Here is a 15,212-nt window from a genome sequence, read left to right as displayed (position 1 = left end):
AGGCATTGGCTGAATCCGTAAACGGTCAGGAGCGAAAAAACTGACCCCGGCCGCAGGGCTTCCTTCCTGACAAACAGCGGACGCGGTAAAAAGCTTTTTCCGGCGCCATCACTACATGGAAATCGAGCCCTTTCGAAAATCCGTGCCGCCGATTATGGCATTGATCAGCACCGGATGCCCTTTTCCGGCCGCTGTTTTTGCAGCACTCATCACAGAATCGATTGACTCGGGATCTGAGAGCAGAAAACCTTTTGCACCCAGCCCGCCTGCGATCTCATCGTATTTATTGTGCCTGAGCACAGTGCCCACGTCATTGCCGAAAATCTCTTTCTGCTCCCTGGCAATCTGACTCCAGCCGGCATCATTTCCCACAACAGCGATAACCGGCAGCCCGTGGCGCACAAAAGTGTCAAACTCGATTATGCTGTAGCCTGCAGCCCCGTCACCGTAAAGGATCCAAACAGCACAACCCGGCCGGACAAGAGCGGCTGCCAGCGCAAATCCGGCTCCCACCCCCAGGGTGCCGTAGGGTCCGGGATCAAGCCAGCAAAGCGGCCCCCCGGGTTGGACAATATAGGAGGCCGTGGCCACAAAATCGCCGCCGTCGCCGATGATGACACTGTTTTCATCCATTGCGCGGCTTATCCGGTCGCAAAGATACAGCGGGTTGATAAAATCGGTTTGTGCGCCCATGAATTGCGAGATCCGTTCTCTGCCACGGCTCTCATTTTCCTGAAGCCGCCGTGTCCAATCGCCGATGACCGAATCCTGCGGCCCACATTCCAGCCGCCCGGCCATGGCAAGCAGGAAAGTGCACGGATCTGCCTGAATCGCAAGATCGGGCTTTTTGTTTTGCTTCATGTCCGCTTTGCTGCGGTTTATGGCAATATAAAAGGCGTCGCTGCTGATCTGCCGGCCGTAATCGAGCCGGAAATCACAAGGCATGCCCGCGATGATAACCAGATCAGCGGCTTTTAAGGCACTGCTTCTGCCGTGTCTGAATTGCGCCGGATGATCCGGCCCGGCAAGCCCCCTTGCCATTCCCGCCAGAAAGATCGGGATTTCAAGTTGTTTTAATTCATCGGAAAGCGCATGTATCTTTTCGGGCCTCAGGGCCGCCTGGCTGCCAATGATCATCACCGGCCTGCTGGCTTGGCAAATCCTTTTGCAGACCGCATCCACATCCTCGAAATCAACTGAAAACGGATCAATGGATTGTTTTTCAGCATGTTTGACACTGACCGGCGAGCAGGCAAACAGCTTGTCCACATGCCGGCGCAGATACCAGTTTGTCACCCTGTCTGTTAATCCAGTGCCCTGTCCTGATTTTCTTTGATACCATCCGCGCACCACCTTTTCGTCATATAGCAGATCAATGGGACATTCGATGAAAACAGGCCCGGGGATTCCGGATTTGGCCACATCAAAGGCTTCCTCAACAATGGCTGCCAAATCACAGTCCTGCCTGACCGTGGCTGACCATTTCACAAGAGTTTCAAACAGCTTGATCTGTTCGATGTCCTGCAGTGCGCCTTTGCCCCGCAAAGCCGTGGCCGGTGCGCCGCCAAACAAAACAAGGGGTGATTGGGCCATTTGCGCGTTTTTCACTGCCGTGACCGAATTGGTCACACCCGGGCCTGCCGTGACGACCGCAACCCCGGGAACACCGGTCAGCCTTGAGACCGCATCAGCGGCAAAAACGGCTGTGGGCTCCTGCCTTACGTCAACAACCCGTATTCCCTCCTGTTTTGCCCCCACCAGTATCGGAGAGATATGTCCCCCGCAAAGGGTGAATACAAATTCCACTCCGCGGGCCTTTAATATCTGCGCAATGATTTGTCCGCCGTTCATACATTCACTCCTGCCGCCAGGCGCTGCAGTGGGTTTTAAGCCGGCCACCCTGTGATGTGCCAAAACCGGTTTTCTGTCAGGCTTCCGGCAATTTGAGACACGCATTGATAAACGCCGGCAGATCACCGGGATTGCGGCTGGAATATAAAGCAATATATTCCCGGACAAGGGCTTCGGCAAATCAGAAAGAAGCGGCCGTTAAAAACGTTACCCCAACGTCCGGGTAACACGTGTAACGGCAACACATGGAAACCACTGTTTTGCGCCCTGCCATGAGCGCAAAAAAAATCAGCAGCGCACCAGACCGGCAATTCCCGGTGCGCTGCTGAATCAGGGAGGTTGACAATTAAGGAGGACAACTTAACTGGTCAACTGCTTTTACAAAAGCAATCTTTGTGCCATCATAAAAATCAGCAAAAAATATTTTCCGCTCCATTTGCCCAAAAATCAGGCCTGCAGCTGCTGATTTTTTCAAAGGCTGCAGGATTGTGCCTTTCACTATTGCACATAAAAATGTATATTTATTCGCAGCAGATTCACACCTCAAACCGATCCACGTCAGACCACTGGAGCCAGGATGAGCACTTTTGGCGCAACAAATGACCGGAACAAAAAACTGGCGGCGGTTTTCCGGGACAAGCCGGAACTGGTCACTGCCCTGCCCGAATGGATGCTGCCGCAAAAACACATCGCCGCCTATCAGCAGATGCGGGATCTGGCCATTGTTGAAATCGCCGGCCGGGACAGTGTGGCCGCCGCGGTATGTGCAGCCGAACAACACGGATACAGCAACCTTCTGCCGGTCTATGCCTATACCGGAACCGAGTACGGCCAATGGCAAAGCGTGCCGGAGGCCGCCGACCGCCTTGCCCGGCGCCTGCCGCAAGTCCGGGTGCACCCGCTGCTCATAGTGGGCTCGCCTGAATTCTGGCATGCGCTAAACGGCCGTTTTATAAGCGACTGCGTGGAACGCTTCGGCAAATATTCGCCGTGCCCGGGCTGCCATCTGTACCTGCACAGCGTGCGCGCTCCCCTGGCCGGCAAACTGGGCAATGCCAATATTATCGCAGGGGAACGGACCTCCCACAGCGGAGCCGTCAAAATCAACCAGGTCAAAAAAGCCCTGGATTTTTACGCAGAGGCCCTGAGCTTCTTTGGCATCCGCTTAAACATGCCCCTGGCTGAAATTGCTGACGGCACTGAAATTGAAAAAATCCTGGAAATGCCATGGCAGCAGGGCAAAGAACAGCTTTGCTGCAGCCTTTCAGGAAATTACAAAAAATGCACAGGGCCAACAGGCGTGGACATTGAACCGGTTATGCGCTATTTGCATGAATTTGCCGGCCCGGTTGTCCGGGAGATTGTAACCGCCTACATGGACGGTCAGATACCAGCGCATCAGAAAATCGCAAGCCAGGTCATGAGTCAATGCATGAATCAGAAATAAACAAACTCAAAAAGCCGGCGGTGAAAATCGCCATGTGCAATTTTATGAAAAATCCACGGGACCTTTACGCTTTTGCCCGGAGACACGGTTTTGACGGAATTGACTGGTCATTTGACATCGCCGCCATACCCCAAAGCCCCCGTGAAGAAAGCCTGTGGGCAAAGCAAATCAAAGCCCTGGCCCCCCTGGAAATCCGTTATCACTGCCCGTTTGACCGGGTGGATATCGGCCATGAAGATCCTGCGCAGCAGCGGCGTGCCACGGGCCTTTTTCGAAAAATCATCCGACTGGTCGCCAAGACAGGGGGAGGTTACCTGACATTGCATGTGGGTCTGGGCCGGGATACCACGCGAATTCTGTCATGGAACACCACCATTGAAAGCCTCCGGGAACTTGTCAATTATGCCGCAGGCTTAAACGTGCGCCTCTGCCTGGAAAACCTTGCGTGGGGGTGGACGGCAAAGCCCAATTTGTTCGAAAAACTCATCCGGTACTCCGGCGCGGGCATTACCTTTGACATCGGCCATGCCCGGGTCTGTCAGGCCGTGCAGACTCAACAGTACAGCCCGGAGGACTTTTTGTCCCCGCACAAAAACCGGATTTGCAGCGCCCATGTCTATCACGAGGAAATTGAGGGAAAGGGACATATTCCGCCATCAGATATGGCCGACATTGCCCGGCGTCTGGATCTTCTCATGGACACGGGATGCACCTGGTGGACCCTTGAAATCAGGGAACCCGAAGGATTGATGCAAACCCGAAAGATCGTTGACCAATACCTGGCCGGACCGGGGGGAAAAAAACAAACGAGTACCATCGCACTTTAAACCCGATCGCCCGCGCCCCCTAATGGAGAATCAAAACATGAAAGCAATCCTGGTTTTGTTAGACGGTCTGGGCGACCGCACTTATGCCCGGCTGGAACACAAAACCCCCCTGGCCGCAGCCCGCACCCCCAATCTGGACAGGATTGCCGCCATGGGGGCCAACGGGACCTATCACGCCCTGTCCCCGGGGTACTGTTTGCCAAGCGAGATGGCCCATTTTCTGATGTTTGGCTACAACCTTGCAGATTTTCCCGGCCGGGGCCTGCTGGAGGCTGCGGGCGGGAAAGTGCCTTTTGCCGATTCCGACGTACTGGTGCTGGCCCATCTCTGCCGGATCAAAATTGACACAAACAAGAGGGCGTTTCTGGAACACGGCAGAGATGATATCCCGGGGGACCGGGATTTTTTGAGCCGGTTTTACAAACAGATCAGCGCCTATGATTACAAAAAAATCAACTTCCGGCTCCATCAGACCGGGCGCAATGATGCAATCCTGACCCTCTCCGGCCATGTGAGCGCAGATATTTCAGATTCGGATCCTGTTTTGGAAAAAAGCCCCGTTGCCAGGGTCATGCCCCTTGCCCGCACCAAAGAGCCGGACCGGGCGGAAAAAACCGCCGCCGCTCTAAACCATTACCTTGCCTGGTGCGCGGACCGGTTAACCGCCCCGGCCCCAGACCCCGGCGTCCCGACACCGGCCATGAACCCCAATTTCCTTGTGACCCAGCGGGCTGGAAAAAGAAAGCCGCTTACGGCTTTTGCGGAAAAATGGGGGTTTTCCCCGGCCATGATCGCATCCGGTTCAGTCTATCAGGGTCTTGCCATGGAACTGGGCTTTGATTTCACCCGGGTACGGGACTCGGCCGACCCCGGAAAAGACCTGGCCGAAAGAATCCAAGCCGCCATTGACGATCCGAACCACGACTTTATCCACGTGCACACCAAGGTCCCGGATCAGGTCTCTCACAGGGAAACCCCGGAGCGCAAGGCAGAAGTCATCTCCGCATTGGACAGCGGGTTTTCCGGGCTTTTGAATTTTCTGGAAAGCAAAGAAAAAGACATCCTTGCCGTGGTCACGGCGGATCACAGCACGCCAAGCTGCTCCGAACTGATTCATTCAGGCGAAACCGTGCCCCTGACCATGGCCGGCGGCGCCATCCGAAAAGACCCGGTGTACCGGTTTGACGAAATCGCCGCAACAGCCGGCAGCCTTGGCCAATTGCGCGGCGCGGATCTTATGCACATGATTTTAAACAGCACGGACCGGGCCATGCTCCAGGGCCTTTGCCTGGGTGCGCACAAGCGCGCCTACCGGTCTGAGAACTACCCGGCATTTACCATAAACAAACAAAAAGGAAGCAGACAACTTTCATGAACACAGCCAAAATATTTTTTATGATACGGACAAAGGCCTGCAAACGGCTTCTTTTTGCCGCACTGGCATGCATGACCGCCCTTGCCGCCCCTGTGCACGCTCAAACCCATGAGCAAAAACCCCTGTGGGAGCTTGGCATCGGCGTTGCCCCGTTGACCATGCCCGCCTACCGGGGCTCGGAAAACCAGGAATTCTATCTGGTGCCCATGCCCTACGTGATCTTCCGGGGCGATTTTCTGAAAGTGGACCGGGAGGGCATCCGGGGTCTTTTGTATGACACGCCGAAACTCCGGGTGGATATAAGCGCAGACGGGGCCATACCGGCTTCCAGCGACAAGGGCGATGCCCGGGAAAACATGCCGGACCTGGATCCGGTGGGGGAAATCGGCCCGTCGGTCAATTACCTGCTTTACGAAAACAACCGCACCCGACTCCGCTTCCGCCTGCCCGTGCGGGCGGTATTTGCCTCGGATTTCACTTTCATTGATCATGAGGGCTGGAAGGCCCATCCCCAGCTCAATCTCGATCTCATGGACAGGGCCGGGGGATGGAATTTCGGGGCCACCCTGGGACCGATTTTTGCCGATCGTCGCTACCACGCATATTATTACGAAGTCAGCCATGAATACGCCACAGAAACCCGGCCGGCCTGGGAGGCCGAAGGCGGCTACAGCGGCACTTCCCTTATGTTTTCTGCCAGCCGCCGGTTTGAAAACACCTGGGTGGGCATGTTTATACGATACGACAACCTGGCCGGGGCCGTGTTTGAAGACAGTCCCCTGGTGGAAACCCGCCACAGCTTCATGGCGGGCTGCGGCGTGGCATGGGTACTGGGCCGATCGGAGCGCAGTGTTTCAACCAAAAAGTAACCGCCCCCGGCTGCCGGCCAAACGTGGCCTCCTGGCAACTTTACAAATCCGCAAACCGGTGTTAATTTAATAAAAGAGAAGTGCACGGGCCTGCAGCAGGCCGGGCAACCTTGATGCACTCGTAAAAAGTCGGTTTTTAGACGGCTTTGTAAAAAGTTCAAGATCAAGGCTTGCGCGATTTTGAAGAATGCAGCGTGCTTAGCTGTACGTGAAATTCTGAAAAATCGCGCGTAACGCAGATATTGGGCTTTTTACAAAGCCGTCAACCTTGAAACTTTCAATCGCCAATCCGGGGAGTTCGGCTGATGGAATACATCAAGATTCGATTCACCAATGATTTTAACGAATCCAATTTCCAAAAAAACATATCAGATCTGTTTCAATCCATGAGCCCGATGTTTTCCTTTTCCTCCCAGGCCACCTGGAAACCACAGCTCGATATTTATGAGACAGCGGAAAAGATCTACATCACAGCCGAGGTGCCCGGTGTGGACAAGGAGGACCTGGAACTGGAAGTCAACCCCAGGGCCATACGGATCTCCGGCCGCCGGCAGGGCGCCCCGCCGGCGCCAAACGGCCGGTATCGCCTGGCTGAAATCCAGTACGGCCCGTTTGAGCGGATCCTTTACCTGAAGGCCCCTGTGGATACGGAAAACATTACTGCCAGGCATAAAAACGGATTTCTCTACATCGAGGTCGCCAAACTGCCGTCCCAGAAACGGCAAACAATTCCGATCAGTTCGGACTAGACCAAATCCTTGTACCCATTTCAAACGGACAGATCCGGAGGCAAATAAATGGCACAAAGCCCGCAGCAACAAACTCCGAACCTTGACAATATACCCGAGCAGCTGCCGATTCTCCCGCTGTTTAACGTGGTGCTGTTTCCCAAGATGGTCCTGCCCTTGATTGTCATGCAGGAGGAATCCATCCAGCTCATTGACGAGGCCATGTCCAGGGACCGGCTGGTGGGCGTGGTGGCCTCCCGGCACACGGACCCCAAAAACGAATACAGCGCAGAGGATCTCTACGAAGTCGGCTGCAGCGCGGTGATCCTGAAAATGGCCAAGGCAGAGGACAACCGCGCCCAGATTCTGCTCCAGGGCATCGGGCGGTTTAATGTCCGGGAGTACCTGGAAACCCAGCCCTATCTCAAGGCACAGGTGGAACATGTCCACATCGAGGAGGCCCGGGACAAGGAAATCGAGGCCATGATGTCCAACCTGGTTTCCCAGTACCAGCAGGTGGTACAACTGTCCTCTGCCCTGCCCGACGAGATGGGCTCCATGGCCAAGTCCCTGGAGGAACCCGGCACCCTGGCCGACATGGTCACCTCCACCATAGACTCCGGGGTTCAGGAAAAGCAGGAAGTACTCGAACTCTATGACATCAAGCCCCGGCTGCGCAAGGTCACCCAGCTGGTGAGCTACCAGTTTGAAATCCTGGAAATCGGCAACAAAATCCAGTCCCAGGTCAAGGGCGACATGGAAAAACAGCAGCGGGAATATTACCTGCGCCAGCAGCTCAAGGCCATCCAGCAGGAACTCGGGGAAATGGATGAGTCCGGCAGCGAGGTGGAGGAATACCGCACAAAGATCCATGAAAAAAACATGCCCGAAGAAGCCAGAAAAGAGGCCGAGCGGGAATTAAACCGGCTGAGCCGCATGCATCCGTCATCGGCCGAATACTCCGTGGCCCTTACCTATCTGGACTGGATGACCGCCCTTCCCTGGAACGAGATAACAGAGGACCACCTGGACCTGGAAGGCGCGGAAAAGGTTCTGGAAAACGATCACTACGGCCTGGAAAAAGCAAAGCGCCGGATACTGGAATATCTGGCCGTGCTCAAGCTCAACCCGGAGATCAAGGGGCCGATTCTGTGCCTGGTGGGCCCGCCCGGAGTGGGCAAGACATCGCTGGGCAACTCCATTGCCCGGGCCCTGGGGCGCAAGTTTGTGCGCATGGCCCTGGGCGGCATCCGGGATGAGGCGGAAATCCGCGGCCACCGGCGCACCTATGTGGGGTCCATGCCGGGACGCATCATCCAGGGCATCCGCAGATCCGGCTCCAAAAATCCGGTGTTCATGCTCGATGAAATCGACAAGGTGGGCACAGACTTCCGGGGTGATCCGTCATCCGCGCTTCTGGAAGTACTGGATCCAGAGCAGAACTACTCGTTTACGGATCATTACCTGGACGTGGCCTTTGACCTGTCAAAGGTGATGTTTGTCACCACGGCCAATATCCTCGACACCATCCCTCCGGCCCTGCTCGATCGCATGGAGGTTTTGCGGCTGTCGGGCTATACCATGGAAGACAAGCTAAAGATCACCACGCGCTTTCTCATCCCCCGCCAGAGAACCGCTCACGGCCTGAAAGCCGATCAGATCAACATCACTCCGGGGGCTGTCAAGCACATTATTTCCGGCTATACCCGGGAGGCGGGCCTGCGCAACCTGGAGCGGGAACTGGCCAACATCTGCCGGGGTGCGGCCACAAAGATCGCCAAAGAGGAAGCCGAATTCGTCAAGGTGGGCCGCAGGGATGTACGCGATTATCTCGGCCCGGTGCGCTATTCCTTTGACGAGATCAAAAAACGGGTTGCCACCCCCGGGGTGATCATGGGACTGGCATGGACCGAGGCCGGCGGGGATCTTCTTTTTATTGAGGCCACAACCATGAAGGGCAGCGGCAAGCTCACCCTCACCGGCCAGCTCGGGGAAGTGATGAAGGAATCGGCCAATGCGGCCTTAAGCTATATCCGGGCCAATGCCGGCGTACTCAAGATACCCGAAGACTTTTTTGACAAGCACGACCTGCACGTCCATGTGCCGGCCGGCGCGGTGCCCAAGGACGGGCCTTCTGCAGGCGTCACCCTGCTGACCGCCATTGCATCGCTTCTGACCAACACGCCCACGTCCAAGGATCTGGCCATGACCGGAGAAATCACCCTCCGGGGTCAGGTCATGCCGGTTGGCGGAATCAAGGAAAAAGTGCTGGCCGCACACCGGGCCGGAATCAAAAGCATCATCCTTCCCAAGTTCAATGAAAAGGACATGGAAGACATTCCGGCCAATGTCAAAGAAGAAATCGAGTTTCATTTTGTGGAGAAAATGCGCCAGGTGCTTCGCATCGCCCTTGGCAAATAGCAGGCTGGCTTTAAAAGAACCAAAGGATTTTCTGTTATGACCCTGTCTCCGGGTACGGGCCGGCGTGCTGCCCTGATTCTGGCTTTTGCGGCAGCCGCCGGCCTCTGGCTTGCCGGGTGCCGAACCACCCCGCCGCCGGCTGAAAAAACATCCAAAAGCTATCAGATAAACGGTCGGTGGTATCACCCCATACCGGATTCCCGCGGATTTCGCGAATCCGGATACGCTTCGTGGTACGGCCACCCGTTCCACGGCCGCAAAACCGCCAGCGGGGAAACCTACAACATGGACGCGCGCACCGCAGCCCACAAAACCCTTCCCATGGGCACGTATGTACTGGTAAAAAACAAGCGCAACAACAAGCAGACCGTGGTGCGCATCAACGACCGGGGCCCCTTTGTCAACGGCCGGATCATTGACCTTTCCCGCCATGCCGCCCGGCAGATCGATATGATCGGACCGGGCACGGCACCGGTGGAAATCGCAGTGCTGGAAAAAGACCATCCGCAGCGCCAAAAGGCCTCCGGCAGCCACGGCGATTATCATAGCGGGGATTTCACCATCCAGATCGGGGCGTTCTCGGAAAAGAATCTGGCAGAATCCATGCGCGACACCATTGCGGCAGCGGATTATAACCCGGTGACCGTCACCGAGGTCAACCGTGCTGATGCCACCTTTTACCGGGTTCGGGTGGGCCGGTTTGAGTCCCTGGCAAAAGCCCGGAACACAGAACTGCTCCTGATCCGGGCGGGCTATCATGACGCTTTTGCGGTAGCGCGTGATGACAGGTAACCCGACGCCATGATGGAGCTGCAGGGCCGGATCCGGCGGATCACATTTCACAGCACAGATACCCATTACACGGTTGCGCAGATGGAAGCCGGGCCGGACAGGGCCGGGGTCACCATTGTGGGACACCTGCCCGGAGCCGCCCCGGGCCAGGCAGTAAAAATTCTTGGCAAATGGGTGACCCATCCCCGCTACGGGGAGCAGTTCGCGTTTCAGCAGGCCCAAATCACGCGCCCCTCGGAGGTGGACGGAATCCGGCAGTATCTCGGCTCCGGTCTGATCAAGGGCATCGGTCCAAGCCTTGCCGAAAGCATTATCGAAGCTTTTGGCACAAAAGCCCTGGATATCCTGGACAACCAGCCTGAGCGGCTCCGTGAAATTTCGGGTATCGGTGAAACCCGGGCTGCGGATATCGCACGGCAGTGGGAGCATCACAGAAGCATTGCCGATATCATGGAGTTTCTGCAGCAGCACGGCATAGAGGCCGCATATGCCGGAAAGATATTCAGACAGTACGGCGTTGAGGCCATGGAAGTGCTCACCCGGGATCCTTTCCGACTGGCAGAAGACATTCCGGGCCAGGGCTTTGTGATCGCCGATGCCATTGCCAGACACGCGGATCTGCAGCCCGATCCGGAAGTGCGGGCTGCGGCCGGCATCGAGCATCTGCTTTATCAGAGCGCATCTTCCGGTCACATGTTTTATCCGGAAGACGAACTGTTTCGCAAGCTTGAACAAAAATTCGGAGTCGACAACCAATCCGCCGGCCTGGGCCTGGAACAATTGCTTGCTGCCGGCAAGATGTACATGGAAGCCGGCAACGGCGACGGGCAGTCAAATGACAGATGCCGGCATATCTATCTCCCCCTGCTCCACGAGGCTGAAACCGGCATTGCAATGCGCCTTTCAGCCATGATGTCTTCTTGTCCGGACCCGGCTCTTTCAAACAGCATTGATCCGGCAGAACAAATGGAGGACCGGTTTGCCGTCCGGCTTTCAGATGAGCAGAAACAGGCCCTGGAAGGGGTGCTGGCCTCCCCGGTTTCAGTGATCACCGGCGGGCCGGGCACCGGCAAAACCACCCTGGTCCAGTGCATTGCCGCGGTTTTCAAAAGCGCGGGCTTCCGGGTTTGCCTGGCAGCACCCACAGGCCGGGCTGCCCGGCGCCTGACCGAAATCACCGGAAAAACCGCCCATACCATCCACAAGCTTCTGGGCTATCATTTTGAAACCGGATGTTTTGAAAAGTCCCGGGACGATCCTGTTGAGGCAGATGTGCTCATTGTTGACGAAGCCTCCATGATCGATGCGGAATTGATGTACCACCTTGTGGGCGCCACGCGGTTCAATGCCCGGCTCATCCTTGTGGGCGACGTATTTCAGCTGCCGCCGGTGGGGCCGGGAAATGTCCTGGCCGATATTATCGAGTCCGGCCGTATTCCGGTGCATTTTTTAACTGAGATCTTCCGGCAGGCCGCCCGCAGCGCCATTGTCCGCAACGCCCACAACATCCGGCGCGGCCGCACGCCTGAGCCCGAAAACATGGACGCAAACAGCAACGGGCAGGAATTCTGCCTGCTCGAGGCCCACACGCCCGAGGAGGCGGCAGAAGCCATCGTGGATCTTGCCACTCAAACACTGCCGGATATTTACGGTCTTGCCCCCGGCCGGGACATCCAGGTGCTCTCACCCGTGCACAAGGGCCCGGCGGGCACCATCAGCTTAAACCAAAAGCTGCAAAAGGCCCTCAATCCCGGCAAAAAAGGGGTAAAGGGCCTGAATCATGAATTCTGCGTAAACGACCGGGTCATGCACCTGAAAAACAATTATGCCAAGGAGGTCTTTAACGGCGATATCGGCATTATCACCGGCACAGAAGCCGCAGATCCGGTTCTCCGGGTGGACTATGACGGCCGGCCGGTTTCCTATGAAGCCGATGAACTCGACGAACTGACCCTTGGATACGCCATTACCGTGCACAAATCCCAGGGATCGGAATATCCGGCCGTAATTTTGCCCATGATCACCCGGCACTATGTCATGCTCCAGCGCAATCTGCTCTATACGGCCATCACCCGGGCCAGGCACCTGGTTGTACTGGTGGGCAATGCCAAAGCCATCGGCGTTGCCCTGAAAAACGACAAGCCCGCCAGGCGCCTTTCAAACCTGGCAGCGCATCTGCAGGCCTGCAGTCCGTAGAAAGCTTTTTGCATTGCTTGCTGCTGATCAGGAGGCAAGCCCTGCGGTGGGGATCAATTTTTTCGCTCCAAAAACAGAGCCCGGCCGGGCTTGCCTGGAAACGAAACCGGGATTTTGTCTTGCACCGCGCAGGCAGATTGGATATGTTTTGTTTTTACATTAAACCTTGATGGCACCGTAAAAAGTCTGATTTCAGATGGTGCCGTAAAAAGTTCAAGATCAAGGCTTGCGCAATTTCGAAGAATGCAGGGTACTTATCCGTACGTGAAATTCTGAGAAATTGCGCGTAACGCAGATATTGGACTTTTTACGGCACCATCCACCTTAAAGGAACCGGTAAAAATATGAAAAAAACGGCCATTGTTTTCGTTCTTGGATTTTTGTCACTATGCATGGCAGCCCCATCCCATGCCGAGACCCGCTATATCGGCGATTTAATGGAAATCACCCTTCGGACCGGTCCCGGTCTGAATTACCGGATCGTCAAGATGCTCAAATCCGGCCGGACCGTGGAAACCCTGGAAACCGAGGAGAACTGGACCCGGATTCGCCTCTCAGATGACACCACCGGTTGGGTGTTTTCCCGTTATCTCACCAGGGAAAAGCCCAAAAGCCTTGTTGCCGAGTCTCTGCAGGAGGAAATCGGGCCGTTGCGCACAAAGGTAAAGTCTTTAACCGAGGAAAACCAGCGCCTGATCAAACGCAACCAGGAACTGGCCGATGAGCTGACAAGCACCCGGGAGGACCTCAAATCCCTGGAAAATGAATATGCCGCCCTTCAGGAGGAATCCGCGGATTACCTGAAGCTCAAAGACGAGCACGCCAGTGCCACAAAAACCCTGGAAGAAAAAAATCAGCGGATCCAGGCCCTGGAAAAGCAGGTATCTGACGCGTTTTTCTCCGCGGGTCTGAAATGGTTCCTGGCCGGGGCCGGGGTTTTGCTGCTGGGAATGATCATCGGAAACCGGATCGCATCCAGGAAAAAGCGCCCCGGCCTGAGATAAAAAAAGAGCCCATCTATGGAACACCGATTTGACTTTCTGGTCATCGGAAGCGGGGTGGCCGGGCTTTTATTTGCCCTGAAAACCGCCGAGCACAGCCGGGTGGCCATTGTCACCAAAAAAGGCCTCACTGACAGCAACACGGTTTACGCCCAGGGCGGCATCGCAGCGGTGCTGGATCCGGATGACACGTTTGAATCCCATGTTGCCGACACCCTGGACTCGGGCGACGGGCTGTGCAACCAAAACGTTGTGGAAATGGTGGTTTGCTCGGCCCCGGACCGGATCCGGGAGCTGGCTGAAATCGGCGTGGGCTTTAACCAAAGCAGTGACGGCCGGCTGGAACTGGACCTGTGCCGGGAAGGCGGCCACGGATTTAACCGGATCGTGCATGTCGACGATCTTACGGGCCGGGCCGTGGAAGAAGCCCTGGTCAACCGGGCAAGGCATCATGAGCGCATTGACATATTTGAAAACCATATCGCCATTGACCTGATCACCCGCTCCACCCGGCTAAAGCGCGGGCAGACCATCACCGGCCACGAGGATCAATGTTTTGGCGCATACGTGCTCAAACGCGGTACCGGTGAAATCCACACATTTCTGGCCGGCATCGTTGTGCTGGCCACAGGCGGTTCCGGCAAGGTTTATTCCTATACCAGTAACCCGGACATTGCCACAGGCGACGGCATTGCCATGGCCTACCGGGCCGGGGCGGCCGTGGCAAACCTGGAATTCGTACAGTTTCACCCCACCTGCCTGTTTCATCCGCAGGCAAAAAATTTCCTGATTTCCGAAACCGTCCGGGGAGAAGGCGGGATTTTGCGCAACTCCGACGGCACCGCCTTTATGGCCGACTATGCCCCCCAGCGAGAACTGGCCTGCCGGGATGTGGTGGCCCGGGCCATTGACTCGGAACTCAAAAAACGCGGCGATGAGGCCGTGTTTCTTGACATCTCCCACCGGGATCCGGAATTTGTACGCTCGCGCTTTCCCCATTTGTATGCAAAATGTCTGGAATTCGGTTTTGACATGACCCGCCAGGCCCTTCCTGTTGTGCCGGCGGCCCATTACATGTGCGGCGGGGTATCCACGGACATCCACGGCAGAACCAGCATCCAGCGCCTTTACGCCATTGGCGAAACCGCCTGTACGGGTCTGCACGGGGCCAACCGCCTGGCCAGCAACTCACTTCTCGAAGGCCTGGTCTACGCCCACCAGGCGGCCCTCACGGCTGCAGAGGAAATCCGGGACACGGATTTTTCCGATATCGCAGATATTCCGGTGTGGGATGATATGGGAACCATGGACAGCGATGAGGCCATTGTCATCACCCACACCTGGAATGAAATCCGCAGGCTCATGTGGAATTACGTTGGTATCGTCCGCTCGGACAAACGCCTGGCCCGGGCCCGGCGCAGAATCGAAATTATCAGCGACGAAATCCAGGAATACTACTGGAACTTCAAGGTCACCCCCAATCTCATTGAACTGCGCAACATCGCCATCGTGGCCGAACTCATCATCCGGTGCGCCATGCACCGAAAGGAAAGCCGCGGCCTGCACTATAACATCGCATATCCGTATAAAAACGACCAGCGCTGGAAAAAAGACACGGTGCTGCGCCGCCCCTTTGTGGGATGACCCGGCAGCGCCATGGCCCAAAGCATGCCTTTCCGGGAATTTTTTGCAGGAAAGCCGGATT

Annotated in this window: 12 protein-coding genes; 10 read left to right on the top strand and 2 right to left on the bottom strand. The window is 56.2% G+C overall.

Features of this window, described 5'->3' with window-relative positions:
• Positions 1–111: 111 nt before the first annotated feature.
• The gene (locus tag ACTCIA_RS09335) at positions 112–1,851 is read right to left on the bottom strand and encodes a thiamine pyrophosphate-binding protein (protein ID WP_463001543.1); all 1,740 of its coding nucleotides are present in this window, start codon (positions 1,849–1,851) and stop codon (positions 112–114) included.
• A gap of 346 nt (positions 1,852–2,197) precedes the next feature.
• Positions 2,198–2,350 carry a hypothetical protein gene (locus ACTCIA_RS09330; protein WP_463001542.1) on the bottom strand — a complete coding sequence of 51 codons (153 nt, stop codon included), beginning with the start codon at positions 2,348–2,350 and terminating at the stop codon, positions 2,198–2,200.
• A 78-nt stretch (positions 2,351–2,428) separates the two neighbouring features.
• Between ACTCIA_RS09330 and ACTCIA_RS09325 the strand changes: the two genes are divergently transcribed.
• From ACTCIA_RS09325 to nadB, 10 genes are all read left to right on the top strand, one after another.
• Positions 2,429–3,298: a hypothetical protein gene (locus tag ACTCIA_RS09325; RefSeq protein WP_463001541.1), complete on the top strand. Its 870-nt coding sequence runs from the start codon at positions 2,429–2,431 to the stop codon at positions 3,296–3,298.
• On the top strand, positions 3,280–4,125 hold the full coding sequence (locus tag ACTCIA_RS09320; RefSeq protein ID WP_463001540.1) for a sugar phosphate isomerase/epimerase family protein: 846 nt from the start codon (positions 3,280–3,282) through the stop codon (positions 4,123–4,125). The genes ACTCIA_RS09325 and ACTCIA_RS09320 overlap by 19 nt, the downstream gene beginning before the upstream one ends.
• A 37-nt stretch (positions 4,126–4,162) precedes the next feature.
• A complete protein-coding gene (locus ACTCIA_RS09315) occupies positions 4,163–5,500 on the top strand; it encodes an alkaline phosphatase family protein (RefSeq protein WP_463001539.1) in 1,338 nt (445 codons plus the stop codon).
• Positions 5,497–6,369 (top strand): MipA/OmpV family protein, encoded by an 873-nt coding sequence (locus ACTCIA_RS09310; protein WP_463001538.1) that lies wholly within the window; start codon positions 5,497–5,499, stop codon positions 6,367–6,369. The genes ACTCIA_RS09315 and ACTCIA_RS09310 overlap by 4 nt, the downstream gene beginning before the upstream one ends.
• Positions 6,370–6,674: 305 nt before the next feature.
• A complete protein-coding gene (locus ACTCIA_RS09305; protein ID WP_463001537.1) occupies positions 6,675–7,118 on the top strand; it encodes an Hsp20/alpha crystallin family protein in 444 nt (147 codons plus the stop codon).
• 48 nt (positions 7,119–7,166) lie between these two features.
• Positions 7,167–9,518 carry an endopeptidase La gene (lon, locus tag ACTCIA_RS09300; RefSeq protein ID WP_463001536.1) on the top strand — a complete coding sequence of 784 codons (2,352 nt, stop codon included), beginning with the start codon at positions 7,167–7,169 and terminating at the stop codon, positions 9,516–9,518.
• Between the two features lie 36 nt (positions 9,519–9,554).
• Positions 9,555–10,310, top strand: coding sequence for a septal ring lytic transglycosylase RlpA family protein (locus ACTCIA_RS09295; protein WP_463001535.1), 756 nt, complete (start codon positions 9,555–9,557; stop codon positions 10,308–10,310).
• Between the two features lie 9 nt (positions 10,311–10,319).
• Positions 10,320–12,506, top strand: coding sequence for an SF1B family DNA helicase RecD2 (gene recD2 / locus ACTCIA_RS09290; protein WP_463001534.1), 2,187 nt, complete (start codon positions 10,320–10,322; stop codon positions 12,504–12,506).
• A gap of 344 nt (positions 12,507–12,850) precedes the next feature.
• On the top strand, positions 12,851–13,510 hold the full coding sequence (locus ACTCIA_RS09285; RefSeq protein WP_463001533.1) for a TIGR04211 family SH3 domain-containing protein: 660 nt from the start codon (positions 12,851–12,853) through the stop codon (positions 13,508–13,510).
• Between the two features lie 15 nt (positions 13,511–13,525).
• Complete coding sequence (nadB, locus tag ACTCIA_RS09280) at positions 13,526–15,151, top strand: L-aspartate oxidase (RefSeq protein WP_463001532.1); 1,626 nt, start codon at positions 13,526–13,528, stop codon at positions 15,149–15,151.
• Positions 15,152–15,212 lie beyond the last annotated feature (61 nt).

This window comes from Desulfosalsimonas sp. (assembly GCF_055149105.1).
Note: the sequence above shows the minus strand (reverse complement) of the source record. Positions and strands in the feature narration are given on the sequence as shown.